Here is a 20,877-nt window from a genome sequence, read left to right as displayed (position 1 = left end):
ACGGCGCCTGTTCCTGTCGCCCTGAGTAACAGACGAGGCAGTCTCGCTCAGCACACGACGGGTACAGGGAGGTTCAGCGGTATGGCGGTGCTTCGAGTGCTGACAGGCGTGGTCGCCGTACTCGTCATCTCTAGCTGCTCGTCGTCCCGTCCGGAGCCCTCCGCGACGCCGTCCTCGCCGACGTCGAGCCCGCCATCGGCGAGCACGTCCAGCGCCGCCACGGATGCCGCGCAAGAGGCGAAGGCACAGGCGGTCGCTTTGATCCCGACCTACCTCGAGACCATCGACGACCTCTACCTCGACCCGTCGCGGCCGCTCGACGACGTCTATCAGGTCGCCGTGGCACCAGACGCAGTGGTGGAGGCCACGGCGATCGGAAAGTTTCACGCCCAGCGCTACCAGCAGACAGGTCGGGTCCAGCTGGTCTCGGCGTCCGTGGACAGCATCGACCTCACAAGTGATTCCGCGGCCATGCCCTCACCGGCCGGTCCGACCGTCATCGTCACCGCATGTGTCGACGTCAGCCAGGTGGACGCGATCGACACCACCGGTCGGTCGATCGTTCCCGCCGACAGACCGCAGTACCTCGTCGAGCAGCTGACGGTGGTGAACCCGCGTTACCCCGACCAATCCTCATGGCGGGTCAGCATGGCTTCGAACGCGCAGGCGCAGTCGTGCGGCGGATGACCCTCGCGCTGGCTGCTGCGCTGCTCTGTGTCTGCGCTTCCGGAGCGGTTGCTGCGGCTCATCCGGTGTCGTGCCAGCTGTACGACGCGCACGGCGTCTGCGTCGTGGAAGCCGGATCGGATGGTTTGGGTGCGAGGCCGACGACCCAGCCTGTTTCCGAGGATCCGAATTCTGGTGGCGAGAGCACCGCGGAGCCGACCTGCACGGTCACCCCCCTTGGCACCGTCATCCCGTGCCAGAGCGACGACGGCTGGTGGTTGCAGAGCATGCAGTGCTACGCCCAGCAGGAGGCCCAGCCTCCCAAGGACGCGCTCGTCTGGAACGGACATACCGACGGCGCCATCTACGTGTGCACCTACTACACCGGCGGGCGGTCGTTCCCCGGCACGAGCGGGTTCTCGTTCTGGTCGGCGACCCCACCGGCCGGGCTGGCCGCGGTCGACCCCGCGGTGCTCGCCGAGCAGGCGCTGCGCACGCTGACGATCCCCACACCGACGACTGGGCGGTACCCGGCCGGGACACTGCAGGACGGGCAACCGTTCACGGTGGTCAACGCCTACACCTGGTTCTGGTCCGACGCTGCCGCCTTCCACACGTTGTCCGTACGGGCCGATGCCGGCGGCGTGTGGGCCCAGGTGACGGTCACGCCGACCTCCCTGTCCTTCACCCCCGGCGACGGGGCGGGGGCCGTCTCCTGCGCGGGTCCGGGCGCGGTCTGGCAGCCGGCCGACGGCGTGTGGTCGCCGTCCCCGGCGGGCTGCGACTACCGGTATCCGCACTCGTCGATCCACCAGCCCGATCGAGAGGTGACGGCCACGTACGGCATTCAGTGGTCCGTCGCCTGGACGTCGTCGACGGGAGCCAGCGGCACGCTGCCTCAGCTGACGACGACGTCCAACGCAACGTTCGCAGTCGCCGAGGCACAAGCGGTGGTCACACGATGACGGCGCGGGTCCGGACATCAGCGAGGCCGGCAGCGGGCCACCTGGCCCAGGCGCCGGATGTGCCCCCGTCGTCGCCGGCACCACAACTGCGGAGTGCTGCGGCGAGACGACGCGTCAGCCGCAAGTCCCTGGTGCTCAGCGTGTTGGTCGTGCTGCTCGGCGGTCTCGTTGCCTTCGCCGCCGGGCAGATGCTGACTGCGCACATCGAGGTGCTGGCGGTCGCGCAGGACGTGGCGGTGGGCTCGACGATCACGGCCGACGACCTGACGGTCGCCAGTGTTCCGTCGGACCCGCACCTGTCGCCGATCCCGGCAACGGAGCAGTCGCGGGTCGTCGGGATGGTCGCTCAGGTCCCGCTCGTCCGCGGCGGTCTGCTGACCCAGGCGCAGGTCGGCGCGGACAACGGCCTGGCGGCGGGGGAGCTGTTGGTGGCGCTGCCGTTGAAGGAGGGGCAGTTCCCGGCTCGCGGGCTCACCGCTGGCCAGCGGGTTCTGATCGTCCCGACGCCGGGCAGCACCGGCTCCGGCGGAACCGGCGTCGCCGAGGGAGCGACCCCGCCGTCGACCGAGGCGACGGTCGCCGAGGTGGGCCCGGCCAACCCGACCACGCAGCTGACGGTGGTCGATGTGCGACTGCCGCACGACGACGGTCCGACGGTGGCCCAGCTCGCCTCGACCGGGAACCTCGCGCTGATCCTGCTGCCGGCGGGGAGCTGATCGGGTGCTCACCGTCCTGGCCTCGGGCAAGGCAGCGCCCGGTGTGACCACGTCCGCCTGGGCGCTGGCGCTGTCCTGGCCCCGGCCGCTGCTGGTCGCCGACTGCGACCTGTGCGGCGGGGACATGGCGCCCGGGATGCTGGCCGGCCGGGTCGGCGTCGACCGCGGGTTGCTGTCCTGGTCCGCCGCCGCCCGCCACGACCTGCCGGTGGCGGCAGCTGCGGCGCTGTTCGCCGAGCACTCGGTCCACGTACCAGAGCAACCGCAGGTGTCGCTGATCTCGGGCTTCGCGACGACGACGCAGGGCAGCTCGTTCACCAACCGCTCGTGGGAGCGGCTCGCGGCAGCTCTGGAACGATCTGCGGCCTCCCTCGGCAGGGACGCCGTGGTGGACGCCGGGCGTCTGGTGACCGACCGAGGGTGCTGGCCGGTGCTGCGTGCTGCGGACCGGGTCCTGCTGACGGTGCGGCGCAGCGTGCGATCGGTGCACGCGGCTCAGGACGCCGTCCAGCGGCTGCGTCAGGAACTCGGCGATCTGGCGACGGTGTCCGCGCTGGTCGTCGGGGACGGTCCCTACTCCGCGGGCGAGGTGGCCAAAGCGCTGGAACTGCCGCTCGCCGGCGTCCTGCCGGAGGACCGGGCTGCGGCAGCAGTGCTCTCCGACGGTGCCCGGTTGAGTACGAAGGCAATGCAGCGCTCGGCGCTGATGCGCGCCGCTGCGTCCCTCGCCGGCACGTTGGCTGCCTCGACCGAGCGCTCCGCCGACTCCCCGGTGGTGGCTGGATGACCGCCAATCTCCAAGCCGCATCGGGGTCGACGGTGGAAGCCCGGGCAGCTGGCCAGGCGGGCCTGTCCGCAGTGCCCTCGGAAGGGCCACAGCTCAGCGACGCCGAGTACCGCGTCGTGGCCGAGCTGCGCGACCGGGTGTCGACGCGGCTGACGGTGGAGGACCGGAATTACGCGCCCGGGCCGCGGCGAGAGCTGACCAGAAAGCTCATCGGCGACGAGTACGAGCAGTGGCTGCTGCACGAGGCGAACCGCGGCCGATCGGCTCCGGCCGTTTCCACCGAGGACACGATCTTCGCCGCCGTCCTGGCCGAGCTCGACGGGCTGGGGCGGCTGGCTCCGCTGCTGGCTCGCAGCGACGTGGAGGACATCCACTTCGAGGGCTGCGACCCCACGGTGCTGCGCACGGTCGACGGCCGGCTGGTGCCCGGGCCGCCGATCGCCTCCAGCGACGAGGAGCTGGAGCAGCTGCTGCGGTCGATCGGGTCACGCTCGGACGGCGGGCAGACCAGCCGGGAGTTCTCCTCGGCCAGCCCCATCCTCAACGTGCGGATGCAGGGCGTCACCGAGCTGGGCGCCCGGCTCCAGGCGGCGATGGACGTGCTGCCCCGGCCGGCCGGGGTGATCCGCGTGCACCGGTTCGGCGATCCGAGCCTGGACGACCTGCACCGGATGAACATGATCGACTCCCCGCTCCGCACCTTCCTGCAGTCGGCGATCGAGGCCGGCATCTCCCCGCTGGTCACCGGCGCGCCGGGCGTTGGAAAGACCACCCTGCTGCGGGCCCTGGGCAACGCCATCCCCTGGAACAACGTCGTCATCACCGTGGAGGACGAGCGCGAGCTCGGCCTGCACCTGCCGCGGTGGGACCCGGTCCAGCAGCAGCTGGTCAAGCGGCATGCGGTGTGCCGGCCGTTCGAGTCGCGGCTGCCCAACGCCGAGGGCCGCGGCGGCTTCGACATGGGCGACGCGCTCCACCTCGCGCTCCGGGCGTCGCCGACCTGGGTGCTGGTCGGCGAGGTCCGCGGCGCCTACGTCACCTCGCTGCTGGAGGCCGCGACCAGCGGCATCGCCTCGGTGATGTGCACGATCCACTCACCGTCGGCCGAGGGCGTCTTCGACAAGGTGCTCATCAACGCGCTGAAGGCGCACCCCACCCCGTCGTCGGAGCTGGTGCTGCGCTCCCTTGCCGCGCTCGGTCTCGTCGTCCACGTGCAGCGCGACCGCAGCTACTCCCGGTTCGTATCCGGCATCTACGAGCTCGGAGCGATCGGCGACTCCGGCCGCCCGGACCTCCGGCCCATCTTCGCGCCGCGCGATGGGGATGGGCGAGCGCAGGCCACCGGTCCCGGGATGCTCAGCGAGACCTTGGCCGAGCGGCTGACCGCCGCGGGCTTTGACCTGAACTGGCTGCACCCCGACGCTTCGGACTGGCCGTCCGACCCGGGCACCCGGGAGGCCGTCTCGTGACGGCCGGGGTCCTGTTGCTGACCCTCGCCGGGTTGGTCGTCTCCGCTGGGTTGGTGGCCGTCGCTGCGGTGGCCCGAGGGGTCAGCCTCCTTCCCGCTGGCACACCGTCGACCCGGCTGCGTCACCGGCGGCAGGTCACCCCGCTGCACCTCGGCGCGCTGGCCGCCGGGGTGCTAGTTGTACTGCCCGAACAGGTTGGTGCACCGCCGCGTGAGCGGCTGATCTTGATGTGAGGAGGGACCTCCGGGTTTGGTGTGGGAGCCGCCAAGCACCCGCGCCGACCCAGGAGGTCCCTCGTGGTCCACGGTAATGCGCCCCTGACCGAGAAGGGTCGGCTTCGGCTGGCCCGCTGCATCGTCGATGACGGCTGGCCGATCGCGCGAGCAGCTGAGCGGTTCCAGGTGTCTCGGCCGACGGCGACCCGGTGGGCGCAGCGCTACCGCGAGGCGGGGCCGGCGGGGATGGCTGACCGGTCCAGCCGGCCGGCCCGGTCACCGCGGCGCACGCCGCAGCCAGTGGTCCGCAAGATCGTGCACCTGCGGTGGAAGCAGCGGCTGGGCCCGGTCGCGATCGCCGGGCGGGTCGGCGTGGCGCCCTCGACCGTGCATCGGGTGCTGACCAGCTGCCGGATCAACCGGCTCTGGCACGTCGACCGGGTCACCGGTGAGCCGGTCCGCCGCTATGAGATGACCCGCCCCGGCGAGCTGGTGCACGTCGACGTCAAGAAGCTGGGCAACATCCCCGACGGGGGCGGCTGGCGAGCGCACGGCCGCGAGCAGGGCGGCCGCAACCGGCAGGCTCACCGCGACCCAACCCGGCCGCGGAAAGTGCACGGCCGCCCGAACCTGGGCTACTGCTACGTGCACTCCGCGGTCGATGCCTACAGCCGGCTGGCCTACTCAGAGCCCCTCGATGACGAGACCGCTGCCACCGCGCTGGCCTTCTGGGCGCGGGCGCGAGCGTTCTTCGCCAGCCACGGCATCACCGTCGAACGCGTGCTCACCGACAACGGGGCTGCCTACATCAGCCACGCCTGGCGCGATGAACACACCGCCCTGGGCATCAAGCACTCCCGCACCCGGCCCCGCCGCCCACAGACCAACGGGAAAGTCGAGCGGCTGAACCGCACCCTGATGGAGGAGTGGGCCTACCGCCGACTCTTCACCTCCGAGAGAGCCCGCCGGGCGGCCCTGTCAGGCTGGCTGCACCACTACAACCATCACCGGCCCCACACCGCCCTGGGCAACCTCCCACCCATCAGCCGGTGCATCAACGTCACCGAGCAGTACAGCTAGTCCTGCTCGTCACCGGCTGGCCGGTTGCCGCGCTCGCCGCGGTCGGGGGCGTCGTGTTCATCCCCAAGGTGCTCGGCGGTGGCAAGGCAGCCAAGCAGCTGATCGCCACCTCGGAGGCGCTGGCGGACTGGACGCGGCGGCTGGCCGACCTGATCAGCTCCGGGGCGGCCGGCTCGACCCGGGAGGCGCTGCGCCGCTCGCTGACCTCCGCGCCGGCATCAATCGCCCCGGCGGTCAGCAACCTGGTGACCAGGATGGGCCCACAGGGCGTCGAGTCGGCCTTGCGGCAGTTCGCCAGCGAGGTCGGCGATCCCGCCGCCGACAAGATCGCCATGGTGCTCATCCTGCGAGAGCGCAACGGCGGCCCCGGACTCGCCGAGGTCCTCACCGCGCTGGCCACAGACCTGGACGAGCGCTCGCGCATGGTGCGCGAGGTGGAGGCCGAACGCGCCAAGCCGCGGGCCAACATGCGCACGATCGTGGTGACCACGCTGATCCTGGTCGTCGGGATGACGCTGTTCGCCCGGACCTTCCTGTCGGGCTACTCCACCGCCCTCGGGCAGGTCGCACTGCTGGTGGACGTCGTGGTCTTCGGGACGGCGTTGCGGTGGATGCGGCGCCTGTCCGACCCACCGACACGACCGCGAGTCCTCGTGGACCCAGAACCTGTGACGGTGGAACGGTGACCGGTCTGCAGGTAGTCACTCTCGCCGGCATGCTGGTGGCGCTCGGTCTCGTCCTCGTAGTGCGGGAGCTACGGCCTGCACCCCCGTCGCTATCCGCAGCCCTGGACCAGCTCTCTGCCAGCCCCGCTGGTCGCTCTGCCCTCGCGCCGGCGGCGCTGCCCCCGACCTCGACGCGGGGCTTCTGGAACGCCCTGCCGAGCTCGGTGACTCGCGCCGCCGAGGAGCACCTCGGCGTCCCCGACGCTGACCTGAACATCATCGGCCAGACCCGCACCCAGCTCGCCGCGCGCAAGCTGACCCTGGCCTCGACAGGGCTGCTCGCCCCTGCCCTGTTCGGGGTGGCCCTCGCGTTCCTCGACGTGCCCCTGCCGTTCGTGTTCCCCGGCGCCGTCGGGCTGGCGCTCGCCGCGGTCGGTTGGCTGCTGCCCTCGGCCGAGGCAAGCGAAGCCGCGAGTCACGCGCGGGCCGAGTTCCGCAGCAACCTCGAGTCCTTCCTGACCCTGGTGGCCGGTGAGCGCCGGGCACGAGGTTCGGTGGAGCAGGCACTCGAGGAGGCCGCCGAGGTGTCGGGCAGTGAGCCCTTCCTCCGCATGCACCGCGCAATCCGACGCGCCGCGCTGTCCGGCCGCAAGCCGTGGACCGACCTCCGCGATCTCGGCGACGAACTCGACGTGGCCGAGCTGCGCAGCCTGGCGGACATCGCAGCCGTGGCAGCCGACGGCGCGTCGGTCTACAACACCCTGCTGGCCAGCGCCCGGACCCTGCGGCACACCGAGCTGTCCGACGCCCGCAGCGAGGCGAACGAGATCAGCGAGCGCATGGCGCGCCCGCTGGCCTTGCTGGTCACCGGACTGACCCTGTTCGTCCTCGTTCCGTTCCTGCTCCGCATGTTCTCGGTCGCGCCGTGAACGCCCCGTCCCCTGGAGGTCCCATGTCCCCGTCCACCGTCCGCCGCCGCGCGCCCCGCCTCGTGCTGGCCGTGCAGGTTACGTTGTCCGTGCTGGTTCTCGCGGCCGTCGGCTGGCTCCGCGGTGAGGAGGTCGTCGACGACCGAGGCTCCGACTCGTCGGAGAAGGCCTTCATGGTGATCCTCGCCATCGCGCTCGGCGGCGCGGTCACTGCGGCTGCGGTGACATTCGTGAACAGCAAGATCGGGCTCTTCCAGTAGCCGGGGCCTTCGGCGCCATGCCTGTGCCTCGTACCTGGAACCGGACGGTCGCGCCGTCGTCCGGTGCTGTGGCGCGCCCAGGCACCCAGGGACCCAGCGACGCCGACCGCGGCTCATCCAGCGTCGAGTTCGCGATCTTGTTCCCCATCATCGTTGCGCTGCTGCTCGCCGGCCCACAGCTGGCCATGTGGTACTTCGCCCGGGAGGCCGCTGACGCCGCGGCCCAGGACGGGGCGCGGGCCGCGAGTGCCAGCGAGGCGACCGGGGGAGCGGGGCAGCACGCAGCGGACGTCTACCTGGCCCGGCTCGGTACCGGGACCATCACCAGTTACTCGGTGACCGAAAAGGACACGGCCACCACCGTCTCGGTGCACGTCGTCGCCGAGGTCCCCAACGTCATCCCGCTACCGGGCTTCACCCCAACCGTCGACGTCACGGTGGTGCGCGGCAAGGAACGCTTCACCACACCGGACTTACCATGAGACGCCGCACTCCGCTCCGCTGCCGGCTCGGCCAGCGCCTGCGCGACGACCGCGGCTCTGAATCGATGGAGCTGGCCATCCTGCTGCCTGTCGCCTTTCTGGTCCTGACCATGTTGGTGATCGGAGCCCGGATCGCCCTGGCCGGTGACCGCATCAGCGGGGTTGCCGGGATCGCCGCGCGGGACGCGTCACTGGCCCGGTCCAGCGCGGCTGCCGAGCAGCTGGCCACCGCCAGCGCCACCGAGGCCCTGGCGAGCCGGGACCTGCACTGCGCCGACGTCCAGGTGACCGTCGACACCGCGGGCTTTGTCAGCGCGCCGGGTGCCCTGGCGTCGGTCGTCGTCGCGGTGACGTGCACGGTCGACCTGTCCGACATCGGTGTGGCCGGACTGCCGGGCTCTCGCACCCTGCGCGATACCGCCACCAGTCCGCTCGACCCCGCCAGGGACCTGTCATGAGCCACGCTCCGTGCCGCCGAGCCCTGCTCAGTAAGGACGACCGCGGATCGGTGGCCGTGCTGTTCTGCTTCATCGTCCTGATCGCCGGAATCCTGGTGACCGCGCTCGTCGACGCCGGCACCGCCATCCAGGCCGCCAACCGTGCCGACACCTACTCTGCCGAGGCCGCCCGGGCAGCCAGCATTGCGGTCGGTCCGGTGCCCGCCGGCGGTGCCGCGGACGTCCAGCTGGCGACGAGCGCCGCGAACTCCTACCTGCAGCAGGCCGGGGCCACCGGCGCGGTCAGCGTGCTGGGCCCAGGACTCATCGAGGTCAGCGTGACCGTGACGGCCTCCACCCCGCTGCTCGGGATCCCGGTCAGCCAGACCCGCACGCACACCGCTCAACTGCAGGTCGGCGTCACCTCCGGAGAAGGGGTCTCGTGAGCACCTACGCCGTCCGGCTGCTCAGGGCCGTAGGCGCGCTGACAGTGCTCGTCGCCATCATCGTCGGCGTGCCGGTGCTGCTCACGGCCTTGCACCTAGTGCCGCATGGTGTGCCGTCCCTTGACGAAGCCGTCGCCGTGCTGACGGCTCGGGACGACGGGCGGCTGCTGCAGGTCGTGCTCGGCGCCGGCGTCTGGGTGTGCTGGGCGCTGTTCACCGCCTCGACGGTCGCGGAGGTGGCCGCCCTGGCTCGGGCACGTCCGGCAGGGACGCTGCCCGGACTGCGCTTCTTCCGGCAGCCGGTGGCGGCCCTGCTGGCTGCGGTCGTGGTCGGGTTGACGGTCGCTCCGGCAGCCATCGGCACATCGTCTTCCGGAGCCACGCCCACCCGACCTCCGCTACCGGTCGCCGCCGCCTTCGACGCCGCTCCCACGTTGGCGGGGGCGACCATCAGCGCGCCGGCCATCCAGACGGCGTCCGCCATCTCCGCGCCCGAGGAAGTCCCGCCCACACCGTCGAAGACGTACGAGGTGCGCCGGCGAGACACCTTGTGGGCGTTGGCCGAGCGCTACCTCGGGGACCCGCTGCGCTATCCGGAGATCGTCCAGCTGAACCCGGCCGGCGTCGGCCCGGACAACGAGATCGTCCCGGGCACGGTGCTCGTCCTGCCATCGGACGCGACCGGGCTGACAGCAGCTGACGCCGGTCCGACCGTTGCGTCGGCCGCGGCTCACGAGGTCACCGTCGAGCCGGGGGACACCCTGTCGGGCATTGCGGCGGAGGTCGCCGGCGACGCGCGTAGCTGGCAGACAGCATGGGAGGTGAACCGGGGGAGGCCCGAGCCCGGGGGAGCGGTCTTCAGCGATCCCGACCTGATCAGGCCGGGATGGACGCTGACCGTTCCAGCGGCCGAGGGGGCTTCGGCCGAGACCTCGACAGCCCCTGCGCCCTTGCCGGAGTCGCTGCCTGATCCGATACCTGAGCACGCACCGAAGCCCGAGCCTGAACCCGCACCGATCACGGCCGAACCGGCGGGGCCGGGCACGGCGAGCCCGCAGGCGACAGAGCCAACCGCGTCTCGTGCTGACCCGTCACCGACCCGAGCTGAGGCTCCGGTGGAGGTGGTGTCGGAGCTGCCGGCGGTCGCGTTCACCGGTGGCGGCGTGCTGGTGGCCGGGGTCTCACTCATGGCCCTGTTGCGCTACCGGCGTCGCCAGTTCCGGCACCGGCGCCCCGGGCGATTGATCAGCAGCACCCCGCCGGAGCTCCTGCACGTCGAGCGAGCACTGCAGTCGGCGGGCAGTGCGGACGTCACCTGGCTGGACCAAGCGCTGCGCAGCCTGGTGCAGGAACTGGCCTCAGTGGAGGAGGGCCGGCTGCCTGACGTCGTCGCGGTCTGCATGACCGACGACGTCCTGACTCTCATGCTCACCAGTTCGGCGTTCTGGGCACCGGAGCCATGGACGGTCGATGAGGCGGGTACCCGCTGGTCGATCCGGCGAGGCGACCCGCTGCGCTACGACGAGCGCCGGCGAGCCCACTTCTTCGCGCCGTTCCCCACGCTGGCCTCGGTCGGCTCGACCGCCGGCGGAGAGCATTGGTTGCTCGACCTCGAACGGGTCGCGGCGATCTCCTTGACCGGCAGTACTGACCGCGGTCTCGACCTCCTCCGGTTCCTGGCCGCCGAGCTCGCCCACAACACCTGGTCGGAGATGCTGCAGGTCACTGCGGTCGGCTTCGGCGCGGAGCTGGCGGAGATCAACCCCGACCGCTTCACCTACACCGAGGACGTCGACAAGCCGATCGCGACATTGACCGGCCGCCTGGAGTCGGTGACCGAAGCCATGCGGCTTGCCGACACGGACGTGCTGACCGGTCGACTGCGGGACATCGCGGCCGACGCGTGGGCGCCGCACGTGCTGCTCATCGGTCCTCACCTCCCAGAGGGCGACCCTGCGCTGGCGAACCTGCTGACTGCGCTTGAACGGCAGCCGTCGCGCAGCGGGGTAGCCGTCGTGCTGGCCACCGGTGGCGACCGGACGGACGACGTCCGGTGGCAGCTGACAATCGACGAGGCCGGGCTCCTGCGCATCCCCGCGCTGGGGCTCGAGCTGCGCGCCCAGCAGCTACCGGCTGCGGAGGCTGCCCCGCTGGCCCAGATGCTCGCGCTCGCCGCCGTCACGGAGGATCGTCCCGTCCCGCCGGCGCATGGGGAGCGGCCCTGGGAGCAGAACGCGGATGCCTGCGGCGGCTTCCCAGCTGAGGGAGCGGATGACGAGCCGGCGCCGCGCCGGGCTGATCCGCTGACCGCGAGGGTCGACTCGGTCCTGCCGCTGGCTGAGCAGGCGTACGTGGACGTGGCCGCGACGACCGGGCGCGACGTCCGAGCTCTGGCTCCCGTCACCGACGACGCTCTTCGGGATCAGGTTCAGCGCGCTGACCCTGATCTCGACCAAGACCTGGCGGACTGGGCCGACGCATCCTCGCCCCGGCCGAAGCTGACGCTGCTCGGTCCGGTTCAGGTTCGCGCCCAGGGTTCGCTGCCCGAGCGCAACAAGCGGCGGCAGTTCTACACGGAGATCGTCGCCTACCTGGCGACCCGGCCCCAGGGCGCGACCAGCGAGCGATACGCCACCGCGATCTGGCCCGACGAGCCGGACGTGATCGGCAAGACCAAGGTGCGGCAGTCGATCTCGGTCGTCCGAGCCTGGCTCGGAGCCGACCCGGTGACGGGCACTGACTACCTGCCCTCCGGACTCACCGCAGCGGCCGCTGGGCGGTACCGGATCGACGGCATCCTGATCGACGCAGAGCTCTTCCGCCGGCTCCGGGTCCGCGGGTTGGCCCGGGGAGCCGGAGGCATCGCCGACCTGCGGGCTGCGCTCGACTTGGTCACTGGCCGACCCTTCGACCTGCCGCTGCTACGCCAGGGAGCTGCCGGCGGCTACAGCTGGCTGGTCGACGGGAACTCCCGGTTGGACCACGAGTACGCCGCGATGATCGTCGACGTCGCGCACACCGTGGCCACCCACCATCTGGCGTCCGGCGAGCCGGAGCTCGCCGCCGCCGCGGCGCAGGTCGCGCTGAATGCCGGGAGCTTTGAGGACGTCCCGCTGCTCGACCTCGTTGCTGCCTGCGACGCCCAGGGCAACCGGGCGGGGGCTGACGCCTACGTCGCCCGGATCCTGGCCAACCACGATGCCGAGGTAGAAGAGGACCTGCCGCCCCGGACGGCCGACATCCTCTTTCGACGCCAGCGGATGAACCGCGCGGGTTGATCGGCGCCGGCGCGTGCGCCGTCACTCGGGTAACGGCGACCAACCGCCTGCGGGCCGACAGCTGAGCGGGTCGCTGACTGTCCGGGGGCGGCATCAACAGCTTTAAGTTGGTCACCCGGCGTGACGAGGCGGATAAAACATAACCTCCCTCATCTATGGGTCCTGTGTCGAGGTACGGCGACGACTTTGGTTGTCTCCGCGACTGTCGTGCTTGGGCCACCTTGCGGCGCAGATGAGGTTGTCGAACTCTGACTCGAGGAGTTGACCCCGTCAGGTCAGCTTGGGCAGGCAGGCCCAGACGAGCTTGCGGTCGTCCTCGTAGTGCACCCCGTGGTCGCTGGTGAGGTCGGCGACGACGTAGAGGCCGTACCCGCCCTGTCCGGCGGGCCGCTCACGCGCCGGTGTCGGGAGCCGGTCGGGTGCGGCGTCGATGACCATGACCACCCACCGGTGCTCCTCGTCGGCGACGTGCAGGCTCGAGGGCGGCGAGCCGTGCCGCAGTGCGTTGGACGTCAGTTCGTCGATCACCAGGATCGCCCGCTCCACCAGGTCCTCGACGTCCGGGGGCACCAGGTCCTCGCGCGCCAGGCCGAGGGAGGACAGCAAGAAGTCCTGTACCTGCCGGCGGACGGCGCTCAGGCCCCGCAGCGTCAGCAGCTGCAGGGCCAGCCGGGTCTCGGCGCCCTGGGGGACGGGTGTGTCCCGGTGCCACGAGGCGAAGGCCTTGGCGTACTCCTCGGGCGTCCTGGTCGAACCGGTCATCGAGTTGTGCCTTCCGCGGATCTTCGTGGTCGACCGCACATCGGATCAGCGCCCGCTCGTGTCGAGCTCCAACGCAGTGTTGCGTCGTCTGTCCGGCATGCCCCTGGCCGGGGGGACTGACACGCTCGGCCCCGACCGGGTCCGGGGGAGCGGGAACGTTCGCCTGGTCGAGCGTGCCCGCAGCGTCCCGCTCGGGAGCCACTGGCCTGGAGCCGCGAGGTGGGGAAGTCACTCGGCGGGGACGTTGGGCGGGATCCGGTTCGGCCCGGCCTCGGCCGGCCGCGGCCGGTCCTGACGGTGCAGCCGGACGGCGATCAGCGCGACATCGTCATCCGGTGTCGTGGGCAGCATGCGGGCCAGCACCTGGTCGGCTAGCTCCTCCAGGCCCGAGCCGGCGAACTCGGCCAGGGCCGCCTGCAGCCGCGCGGTGCCGGCGTCGAGGTCCTGGTCCCGCCGCTCGATCAGTCCGTCGGTGTACAGCACGAGGGTGCTGCCGCGCTCGACGGTCAGCACCGACTCCCGTCGCAACGCCGCCGGGTGCACGCCCAGCATGAGGTCGGCCCGGTCGTGGGTGAGGACGTCGACGTGCCCGTCGGGGTGGATCAGCATCGGTGGCGGATGCCCGGCGTTGGACCAGCGCAGTTGGGTCGTTCCGGCGGCGCGCTGCTCGTCGGTCTGCTCCAGGCGGGCCACCGCCGTCGTGGCCAGAATGTGGGACTCTAGGGTCCGCATGACCTGGTCGGCCTGGGTGAGGACGTCGGCCGGCCCGTCGTGGTCGAGCGCACCGAGGGTCCGCACGATGCTGCGCAACTGGCCCATCGCAGCAGCCGCGGCGGTGTCGTGGCCGACGACGTCGCCGATGACGAGCACGGTGGCCCCGGCAGGTTGCAGGAAGGCGTCGTAGAAGTCGCCGCCGACGTGCGCAGCCTGGGATGCCGGGACGTAGCGCACGACGATCTGCCCGTGGTCGGGCTGCGGGGGTTCGGTGAGCAACGACCGTTGCAGGCCCTCGGCGACGTCGCGCGGCTGCCGGTAGAGGCGGGCGTTGTCCAGCACCAGGCCGGCCCGGTCGGCGATGCTCACAGCCGTGGCCAGGTCCTCGGAGGTGAACGCGCCGCGCTCGGTGCCGTTGGCGAGGGTGAGCAGCCCGACCGGTCCGTCCCTGCCAGGAAGGGGGAGGACGGCGACCGCGTCGGGGGCCAGGGTGGCCAGCAGGTCACGGACCGGGCCGGCGGTGACCATCGGCAGTACCCGCGCGGGGGCGCCGGACTCGACCAGCTGCAGCTGCCCGGTCTTCAGTGCGCGCACGAGGATCGAGTCGTCATCCAGGGAGCTCAGCCGAGCCTCGGCGTAGGCGGCGGTGGTGCCCCGCAGATCGGGGTCGGTGTGCCAGCAGGACGCGGTGCGCAGCCCACGGCGGGAGCCGGCGGCCCGGTCGTCGTCGCTGCTGCTCACGACGCACCAGTCGGCGATCGCCGGGACGACCAGCTGAGCGAGCCGGTCCGCGGCTGTCTCGACGTCCAGGGCCGCGGACAGGTCCTCGGTGACGCGGGACAGCAGCCGTTCGCGGGCCGCCGTCTGCTCGGCCTGCTGCTGGGCGACTGCGCGGGAGGTGACGTCGATGAAGTGGAACGCCATCCCAGCTGGGCCCGGCACGATCCGGGCCTCGACCCAGGCATTCAGGGGCTCGGGGTAGTAGGCGTCCAGGGAGTCCGGCTGCCCGGTGGCGGCGGCCCGGCGGTAGCGCTCCTCGAACACGGTGCCCACGGCGGCGGGGAACACGTCCCAGAGCGTGCGACCGATCATCTGGTCGCGGGTGTAGCTGGAGATCCGTTCGGTCTCGCGGTTGACGTGCGTGATGAACCAGTCGGTGTCCACAGCGAGGAACCCGATCGCCATCGCGTCGACGATCTCCGCGGCCTGCTCCTGCGGCTCCCGGGTGGTGGTGATGTCGTGTACCACCCCGATCAGCCGCCGACCCGACTCGTCATCACCCAGCACCTCGCCGCGGGTGGTGAGCCACCGGTGTGAGCCGGCGGTGTTGCAGATGCGGTACTCCGCCGCGTAGGTGCCGCCAGTCGCGATGGCGTGGCGAACTCCAGCGATGACGTGGTCGACGTCCTCGGAGTGGACGTTGGTGTACATGTCCTCGGAGCGGCCGGAGAACGAGGCCCGGTCCATCCCCGACAACTCCAGCAGGCGGTCGTCCACCGTCAGTACCTCGGCGTTCAGGTCGAGCGCGAAGGTGCCCACCTGCCCGGCGGCCAGGGCGAGTTCCCATCGGGACCGGTCGGCGTCCTGCTCTGCCCGGAGGACGCGGGTCTCGGCGGCGGACTCGGCGGTGCGCTGCTGGGCCTGGCGCAGCTGCAGCTCCGAGCTGCACGCCCCGGCCAGGTCGGTGAGCACCGCGAAGTCCTCATCGGTCCAGGTGCGGGGCTGGTTGTCGATGGCGCACAGCGACCCGACCACGGCACCGTCGGTGTCGGTGAGCGGGATGCCGGCGTAGGCGATGACGTGGAGGTCGGGGATGGCCAGGTTGTCCGCGACGAGCGGGTTGGTGCGCGCGTCGCTAATGATCAGCGGTTCCCCTGACCGCACGACGTGCTGGCAGAACGAGTGGCTCAACGGAGTGCACCGGGTCGATTGCCACGGCTCGGGCAGCCCGATCGCCCCGGGGAACACCTGCTCGTCGGTCGACACCAACGTCACCAGTGACACCGGCACGCCCAGCTGCCGGCGGACCAGGCGGGCGAACCGCTCGAACGCCGGGTCCGGAGCCGCGGGCAACGGGGCAGCAGCAGGCAAAGAGCCGGTCACGCGTCCCCTTCGCAGACTGGGACCCCGCCGCCCGTGTCCCATGCAGTGGTCTCGAACGATACCGACGCGACCAAGCGTGCTCAGGGAGTGGAGACGGCCGGCCATCGGTCAGCCCACGAACGGGGTTAGCGGACCTGCGGCCGCTGGGTCAGCTCGTCGTCGTCTGCTGCGGTGCGACTGCTCCAGCTGGCGAGGAAGGCGAGCGCCTGTTCCGAGGGGCTGGCTGGCTCGACTGTGTAGATGACGATGCGCAGGCCAGGGTCACCGGGCAGCTCGACGGCCTCGCCGGTGACCTCGAGGTCGCCGATGGAGGAGTGATGGAGCTTCTTGGTGGAGGTGCGGTGGAACTTCACCGTGTGGGTGGCCCACCAGCCGGCGAACTCGCTGCTGCGGGTGGACAGCTCACCGACCAGGTCGGTGAAGCCCCGGTCGTAGGGGGTGCGGCCGGCGTTGATGCGCAGTGAGGCGACCGAGTCGCGGGCGACGGTGTCCCACTCGAGGTAGAAGTCCCGAGACTTAGAGTCCAGGAACAGGTACCGGGCCAGGTTGAAACCGCTGGTCGCCTGCCCGTAGGCGTCGGTGAACAGGGGGCTGAGGTCCGCCGGGTGGTGTCGGCGGTTTGGCGGCGGGCCTGACTGGTCGGGTTGGAGGTGGCGGCGAGGTCGAACAGGTGCGCCCGCTCTGCTTCGTCGAAGCGCAGCGCACGGGCCAGGGACTCCAGCACCTCGGCGGAGACGCCGGTCAGGTTCCCCCGCTCCAGGCGGGTGTAGTAGTCGGTGCTCATCCCGGCGAGCATCGCGACCTCCTCGCGGCGCAGCCCCTTGACCCGGCGGCGGCCGCCGTAGGAGGGGATCCCGGCCTGCTCCGGGGTGAGGCGCTCACGACGGGTGGTGAGGAAGTCGCACACCTCGGTCCGGTTGTCCATGTCCTGACCGTAAGGCGGGTGCCAGCTGGCAGGGAGGGTCTGGCGTTACCGGTGAAGGCATGCACTCCCACGCGCGCTGAGAAGGGCGTTCTGTGATGTCAGCGGCGAAGAAGCCACCGCGGACAGCGCGACCGCATCACCCGATCAGCGAGGAACAGGTCATGGACACCATCACACTGAACAACGGCATCGAGATCCCGGCCCTGGGCCTGGGTGTCTTCCAGACCCCGCCGGATGAGACCCGCTCCGCGGTCTCCGCGGCGCTGGCGGCCGGTTACCGGCACATCGACACCGCCGCCGCCTACGGCAACGAGCGCGAAGTCGGCGAGGCCGTGAAGGCCTCGAGCCTGGACCGGTCGGAGGTGTTCCTGGAGACCAAGATCTGGATCAGTGACTACGGCTACGACCAGACGCTGCACGGCTTCGAGAAGTCCGCGGCCAAGCTCGGGGTCGACCAGATCGACCTGCTGATCCTGCACCAGGCCCTGCCCTCGGAGTTCGAGCGGACCATCGGGGCATATAAGGCGCTAGAGAAGCTGCTGGCCGACGGCCGCGTCCGCGCCATCGGTGTCAGCAACTTCATGGTCGACCACCTCACCCAGCTGCTCGACCGCACCGACGTGGTGCCCGCGGCCAACCAGATCGAGGTGCACCCCTACTTCCAGCAGCGCGAGGTGCAGGCCTTCGGTGCCGAGCGCGGCATCGTGACCCAGGCGTGGTCCCCGATCGGTGGCATCACGTTCTACCGCGAGGGCGAGCACACCAGCACCCTGCAGGATCCGACGATCGTCGGGATCGCTCAGGCGCACGGCAAGAGCCCGGCTCAGGTGATGCTGCGCTGGGCGGTCCAGCAGGGCCGCTCGGTCATCCCGAAGTCGACCAAGGCGCACCGGATCGCGGAGAACGTCGACGTCTTCGACTTCGAGCTCACCGGCGACCAGCTGGCCGCCATCGACGGCCTGGACACCGGTAAGCGCGGTGGCCCCGAGCCTGAGGCCATCACGATGGAGGCCTTCGGCCGGGACATCCCTGAGGCCTGAGCATCATGGCCACCGACAACACTGCGAGCCGCGTCGCGGTCGTCACCGGTGCCTCCTCGGGCATCGGTGCGGCGACCGCCCGCGCGCTGGCCGCGAACGGCTACCGGGTCGCGCTGCTGGCGCGCCGCGGAGACCGCATCACCGCACTGGCCGAGGAGCTGGCCAACGGCTCGATCGCGATCGCCGCTGACGTCACCGACCGGGACAGCCTGGTAGCCGCAGCGGACCGCGTCGGTGCGGAGCTCGGCGGCACCGACGTGTTGGTCAACAACGCCGGCGTCATGCTGCTGGGCCCCTTCGGCAGCGACCAGCGCGAGGACCACCGCCGGATGGTCGAGGTCAACCTGCTCGGCGCGCTCACCGCGACCGAGGTCTTCCTCGACCAGCTCAAGGACGGCGGCGGGGACATTGTCAACATCTCCTCCGTCGCGGGGCGGAGCGCGCGGGCCGGCAACGGCGTCTACGCCGCGACCAAGTGGGGCCTCAACGGCTGGTCGGAGTCCCTGCGCCAGGAGCTGCTGCCCGACGTGCGGGTCACGCTGATCGAGCCCGGTGTCGTGGCCACCGAACTGCCCGGCCACATCACCCACGCGCAGACCCGCGAGGGCGTCCAGGCGCTCTACGACAAGGCCGAAGTCAGCGCCGGCGACATCGCCGAGATCATCGCCTTCATCCTCAGCCGGCCCCGCCACCTCGCGATCAACGAGGTGCTCATCCGGCCGGCTGGGCAGCTGTGATGCCCGCCCCGGTCACCGCGGTGGACAGGCGGTCGTTCCTGCGGGCAGCGCTCACGGTGACCGCCAGCGCGGTGGCCGGGGCAGGGCTGGCCGCCTGCAGCACGCCAACGCCGCAGTCCACCAGCACAGCTGCTTCGACACAACCAACGGAGCCGGGCTCGACTGTGGCCAGGAACAACGTGTTGCTCGCCTACTTATCCCGAGCGGGGGAGAACTACTACTACGGCGGGCGCAGGACCCTGGAGCTTGGCAACACCCAGGTGGTCGCCGAGATGATCAGCGGGCTCATCGACTGCGACGTCTACCGCATCGAGGCCACCGACCCCTACTCCGAGAACTACGACGACACCGTCGCCCGCAACGTCGCCGAGCAGGACGCCGACGCCCGCCCGGCTATCGCCGGGCCGCTGCCGGCGGTCGAGCAGTACGACACCGTCCTGCTCGGCAGCCCGATCTGGAACGTGCGCGCCCCGATGATCATGTCCACGTTCGTCGAGGGTCTGAACCTGGCGGACAAGACGGTGCTGCCGTTCACCACCGACGCCATGAGCGGCCTGGGAAACGCCCCGAGCGACTACGCGCGACTCCTTGCTACCTCGACCATCGGCGATGGGCTCGCCGTGCAGGGCGAGGAGGCCGCCGGCGCCGAGGCCGACGTGGAGCAGTGGCTGCGAGCCGCCGGACTCCTGCCCAGCTGAGACCCACACACGACCACCCAGCTCGTGCAGGGCACGCACGTGCCCCGAGCAGATCGGCGCCCCGACATGTCGAACACCCGCACCACCCAGGTGGCCCTCCCCGGCGGACCCACCGCTGACACCGCCCGGCCGGCTCACCCCGGAGCCGCCCTCGGGGTGGCCATGCTCGGCTTCTTCGTCGTCGCCCTGGACTCCCAGGTCGTCAACGTGGCCTGCCCAGCATCCGGGAGGACCTCGGTGGTGGGCTGGCCGGCCTGCAGTGGGTCGTCACCGGCTACACGCTGATGTTCTCCGCGCTGATCCTGTTCGCCGGCACCTTCTCCGAGCGGATCGGTGCCAAGCGGGCCTACGGCGCGGGCACGGTGCTCTTCGTCCTGGCCTCAGCTGCCTGCGGTCTGGCCCCCGACCTGGGCACGCTGATCGGCGCGCGCTTCGCGCAAGGTCTGGGCGCTGCGCTGGTCACCCCCACGGCCCTCGCAATCATCCGTGAGGCCTACACCGACGCCGGCGCGCGGGCCCGGGCCATCGCCTACTGGGCCATGGGCGGCTCCATCGCCGCCGCGGCCGGCCCCATCGTCGGCGGGGCGCTGACCCAGGTCGACTGGCGGATCATCTTCTTCCTCAACCTCCCCGTCGGTGCCATCGCGCTGCTGGTGCTCACCCGGGTCGGCACCTCCCCGCGGGAAGCAGCGCCGTTCGACTGGACCGGGCAGGTCACCGCCGTCCTCGGCCTAGCCGCGCTGACCTACGCGATCATCGAAGGCGGCGAGGGCGGCTACGGCCGCCCGACGATTCTCACCGCGTTCGCCGTGGCGGTGCTGGCTCTGGTGGTGTTCCTGCTCGCGCAGTCCCGCGGCCGGCACCCGATGGTCCCCCTGGAGCTGTTCCGCTCCACCCGCGTGATCGTGGCCCTAGCCGCGGCGTTCATCGGGATGTCGGCGTTCTACGGCGTCGTCTTCGTCCAGAGCCTGTACTTCCAGCAGGTGCGCGGGGAATCCGCCTTCTCCACCGGGCTGCTGTTCCTGCCCATGACCGCGCTGGTGGCCGCGATCAGCCCGGTGGTCTCACGGGTCGCGGCCCACTACGGGCTGCGCGTGCCGATCATCGGCGGGCAGATCGTGCTGGTGGCCGGCCTGATCGCGCTGGCCTGCGTGCCGGCCAGCACCCCCACCTGGGTGGTCGCCGTCCTCATGGTCCCGCTCGGCCTGGGCGGCTCGTTCACCGTGCCGCCACTGACCACCCTGGTCATCGACAGCGTCCCGGCCCGCCGGGCCGGCACCGCCAGCGGCGTGCTGAACTTGTCCCGCCAGATGGGCGGATCCCTCGGCGTCGCGGCCGTGGGATCGGTGCTGGCCGTGCAGGCCACCTTCATGACCGGCCTACGGATCGGCCTGATCGCGCTGGCTGCGCTCGTGGTTGTGACCATCGTCGCCAGCCTCACCCTCCGCGACGTCGACGGGCCGGCGGCGCACTGATCCGCCGGAGCACCACCCGTCCGCTCGG

Annotated in this window: 21 protein-coding genes and 1 pseudogene; 18 read left to right on the top strand and 4 right to left on the bottom strand. The window is 71.3% G+C overall.

Going from position 1 to position 20,877, the window contains the following annotated elements; translation table 11 throughout:
• Positions 1–81: 81 nt before the first annotated feature.
• The 14 genes from MODMU_RS14995 to MODMU_RS14930 all read left to right on the top strand — a co-directional run bounded on the left by MODMU_RS14995 (position 82) and on the right by MODMU_RS14930 (position 12,395).
• Positions 82–687 (top strand): hypothetical protein, encoded by a 606-nt coding sequence (locus MODMU_RS14995; protein ID WP_085984751.1) that lies wholly within the window; start codon positions 82–84, stop codon positions 685–687.
• On the top strand, positions 684–1,631 hold the full coding sequence (locus tag MODMU_RS14990) for a hypothetical protein (RefSeq protein ID WP_014741150.1): 948 nt from the start codon (positions 684–686) through the stop codon (positions 1,629–1,631). The genes MODMU_RS14995 and MODMU_RS14990 overlap by 4 nt, the downstream gene beginning before the upstream one ends.
• A gap of 140 nt (positions 1,632–1,771) precedes the next feature.
• Entirely contained in the window at positions 1,772–2,347 is a 576-nt protein-coding gene (locus tag MODMU_RS29580; RefSeq protein ID WP_269454024.1) for an SAF domain-containing protein, read from the top strand.
• Between the two features lie 4 nt (positions 2,348–2,351).
• Positions 2,352–3,134, top strand: coding sequence for a CpaE/TadZ family protein (locus MODMU_RS14980; protein WP_014741148.1), 783 nt, complete (start codon positions 2,352–2,354; stop codon positions 3,132–3,134).
• A gap of 71 nt (positions 3,135–3,205) precedes the next feature.
• A complete protein-coding gene (locus MODMU_RS14975; protein ID WP_231851643.1) occupies positions 3,206–4,603 on the top strand; it encodes a TadA family conjugal transfer-associated ATPase in 1,398 nt (465 codons plus the stop codon).
• Positions 4,600–4,836, top strand: coding sequence for a hypothetical protein (locus tag MODMU_RS14970; protein ID WP_041795317.1), 237 nt, complete (start codon positions 4,600–4,602; stop codon positions 4,834–4,836). The genes MODMU_RS14975 and MODMU_RS14970 overlap by 4 nt, the downstream gene beginning before the upstream one ends.
• 63 nt (positions 4,837–4,899) lie before the next feature.
• Positions 4,900–5,898 (top strand): IS481 family transposase, encoded by a 999-nt coding sequence (locus tag MODMU_RS14965; RefSeq protein WP_014741146.1) that lies wholly within the window; start codon positions 4,900–4,902, stop codon positions 5,896–5,898.
• A gap of 53 nt (positions 5,899–5,951) precedes the next feature.
• Positions 5,952–6,584 (top strand): type II secretion system F family protein, encoded by a 633-nt coding sequence (locus tag MODMU_RS14960; RefSeq protein WP_231851642.1) that lies wholly within the window; start codon positions 5,952–5,954, stop codon positions 6,582–6,584.
• The gene (locus MODMU_RS14955) at positions 6,581–7,492 is read left to right on the top strand and encodes a type II secretion system F family protein (RefSeq protein WP_014741145.1); all 912 of its coding nucleotides are present in this window, start codon (positions 6,581–6,583) and stop codon (positions 7,490–7,492) included. Before MODMU_RS14960 ends, MODMU_RS14955 begins: the two co-directional genes overlap by 4 nt.
• A 23-nt stretch (positions 7,493–7,515) precedes the next feature.
• On the top strand, positions 7,516–7,752 hold the full coding sequence (locus tag MODMU_RS14950; RefSeq protein ID WP_014741144.1) for a hypothetical protein: 237 nt from the start codon (positions 7,516–7,518) through the stop codon (positions 7,750–7,752).
• Between the two features lie 17 nt (positions 7,753–7,769).
• The gene (locus MODMU_RS14945) at positions 7,770–8,234 is read left to right on the top strand and encodes a TadE family protein (protein ID WP_083869785.1); all 465 of its coding nucleotides are present in this window, start codon (positions 7,770–7,772) and stop codon (positions 8,232–8,234) included.
• Positions 8,235–8,299: 65 nt separating this feature from the next.
• On the top strand, positions 8,300–8,692 hold the full coding sequence (locus MODMU_RS14940; RefSeq protein WP_231851640.1) for a pilus assembly protein TadE: 393 nt from the start codon (positions 8,300–8,302) through the stop codon (positions 8,690–8,692).
• Positions 8,689–9,117, top strand: coding sequence for a hypothetical protein (locus tag MODMU_RS14935; RefSeq protein ID WP_014741141.1), 429 nt, complete (start codon positions 8,689–8,691; stop codon positions 9,115–9,117). The genes MODMU_RS14940 and MODMU_RS14935 overlap by 4 nt, the downstream gene beginning before the upstream one ends.
• Entirely contained in the window at positions 9,114–12,395 is a 3,282-nt protein-coding gene (locus tag MODMU_RS14930; RefSeq protein WP_014741140.1) for a LysM peptidoglycan-binding domain-containing protein, read from the top strand. The genes MODMU_RS14935 and MODMU_RS14930 overlap by 4 nt, the downstream gene beginning before the upstream one ends.
• A gap of 270 nt (positions 12,396–12,665) precedes the next feature.
• Here MODMU_RS14930 and MODMU_RS27130 read toward each other — a convergent pair whose 3' ends face one another.
• The 4 genes and pseudogenes from MODMU_RS27130 to MODMU_RS29570 form a co-directional block, all read right to left on the bottom strand.
• On the bottom strand, positions 12,666–13,157 hold the full coding sequence (locus MODMU_RS27130) for an ATP-binding protein (protein ID WP_014741139.1): 492 nt from the start codon (positions 13,155–13,157) through the stop codon (positions 12,666–12,668).
• 228 nt (positions 13,158–13,385) lie between these two features.
• Positions 13,386–15,944, bottom strand: a complete 2,559-nt coding sequence (locus MODMU_RS14920) for a SpoIIE family protein phosphatase (RefSeq protein ID WP_197537337.1) — start codon at positions 15,942–15,944, stop codon at positions 13,386–13,388.
• A 155-nt stretch (positions 15,945–16,099) separates the two neighbouring features.
• On the bottom strand, positions 16,100–16,501 hold the full coding sequence (locus MODMU_RS29575; protein WP_231851883.1) for an MmyB family transcriptional regulator: 402 nt from the start codon (positions 16,499–16,501) through the stop codon (positions 16,100–16,102).
• A 200-nt stretch (positions 16,502–16,701) separates the two neighbouring features.
• Positions 16,702–16,899: pseudogene (locus MODMU_RS29570) on the bottom strand (helix-turn-helix domain-containing protein); the annotation flags it as partial.
• A gap of 161 nt (positions 16,900–17,060) precedes the next feature.
• Between MODMU_RS29570 and MODMU_RS14910 the strand changes: the two are divergent.
• The 4 genes from MODMU_RS14910 (at position 17,061) to MODMU_RS14895 (ending at position 20,849) form a co-directional block, all read left to right on the top strand.
• Positions 17,061–17,939, top strand: coding sequence for an aldo/keto reductase (locus MODMU_RS14910; protein ID WP_014741135.1), 879 nt, complete (start codon positions 17,061–17,063; stop codon positions 17,937–17,939).
• A 5-nt stretch (positions 17,940–17,944) separates the two neighbouring features.
• Positions 17,945–18,676, top strand: a complete 732-nt coding sequence (locus MODMU_RS14905; protein WP_014741134.1) for an SDR family oxidoreductase — start codon at positions 17,945–17,947, stop codon at positions 18,674–18,676.
• A 164-nt stretch (positions 18,677–18,840) separates the two neighbouring features.
• Positions 18,841–19,374, top strand: a complete 534-nt coding sequence (locus MODMU_RS14900; RefSeq protein ID WP_197537336.1) for a flavodoxin — start codon at positions 18,841–18,843, stop codon at positions 19,372–19,374.
• A gap of 212 nt (positions 19,375–19,586) precedes the next feature.
• Complete coding sequence (locus tag MODMU_RS14895; RefSeq protein ID WP_197537482.1) at positions 19,587–20,849, top strand: MFS transporter; 1,263 nt, start codon at positions 19,587–19,589, stop codon at positions 20,847–20,849.
• The last annotated feature ends 28 nt before the right edge of the window (positions 20,850–20,877 follow it).

Source organism: Modestobacter italicus, assembly GCF_000306785.1.
Classification (GTDB): Bacteria; Actinomycetota; Actinomycetes; order Mycobacteriales; family Geodermatophilaceae; genus Modestobacter; species Modestobacter italicus.
The sequence above is the reverse complement of the archived record's forward strand: the minus strand, read 5'-3'. Positions and strand labels throughout refer to the sequence as shown.

Excerpts from the sequence above, each read along its gene's own strand:
- MODMU_RS14910 (WP_014741135.1), top strand. The coding sequence starts at position 17,061 with ATGGACACCATCACACTGAACAACGGCATCGAGATCCCGGCCCTGGGC.
- MODMU_RS14905 (WP_014741134.1), top strand. The coding sequence starts at position 17,945 with ATGGCCACCGACAACACTGCGAGCCGCGTCGCGGTCGTCACCGGTGCC.
- MODMU_RS14940 (WP_231851640.1), top strand. The coding sequence starts at position 8,300 with ATGGAGCTGGCCATCCTGCTGCCTGTCGCCTTTCTGGTCCTGACCATG.
- MODMU_RS14935 (WP_014741141.1), top strand. The coding sequence starts at position 8,689 with ATGAGCCACGCTCCGTGCCGCCGAGCCCTGCTCAGTAAGGACGACCGC.
- MODMU_RS14945 (WP_083869785.1), top strand. The coding sequence starts at position 7,770 with ATGCCTGTGCCTCGTACCTGGAACCGGACGGTCGCGCCGTCGTCCGGT.
- MODMU_RS14990 (WP_014741150.1), top strand. The coding sequence starts at position 684 with ATGACCCTCGCGCTGGCTGCTGCGCTGCTCTGTGTCTGCGCTTCCGGA.
- MODMU_RS27130 (WP_014741139.1), bottom strand. The coding sequence starts at position 13,157 with ATGACCGGTTCGACCAGGACGCCCGAGGAGTACGCCAAGGCCTTCGCC.
- MODMU_RS14995 (WP_085984751.1), top strand. The coding sequence starts at position 82 with ATGGCGGTGCTTCGAGTGCTGACAGGCGTGGTCGCCGTACTCGTCATC.
- MODMU_RS14950 (WP_014741144.1), top strand. The coding sequence starts at position 7,516 with ATGTCCCCGTCCACCGTCCGCCGCCGCGCGCCCCGCCTCGTGCTGGCC.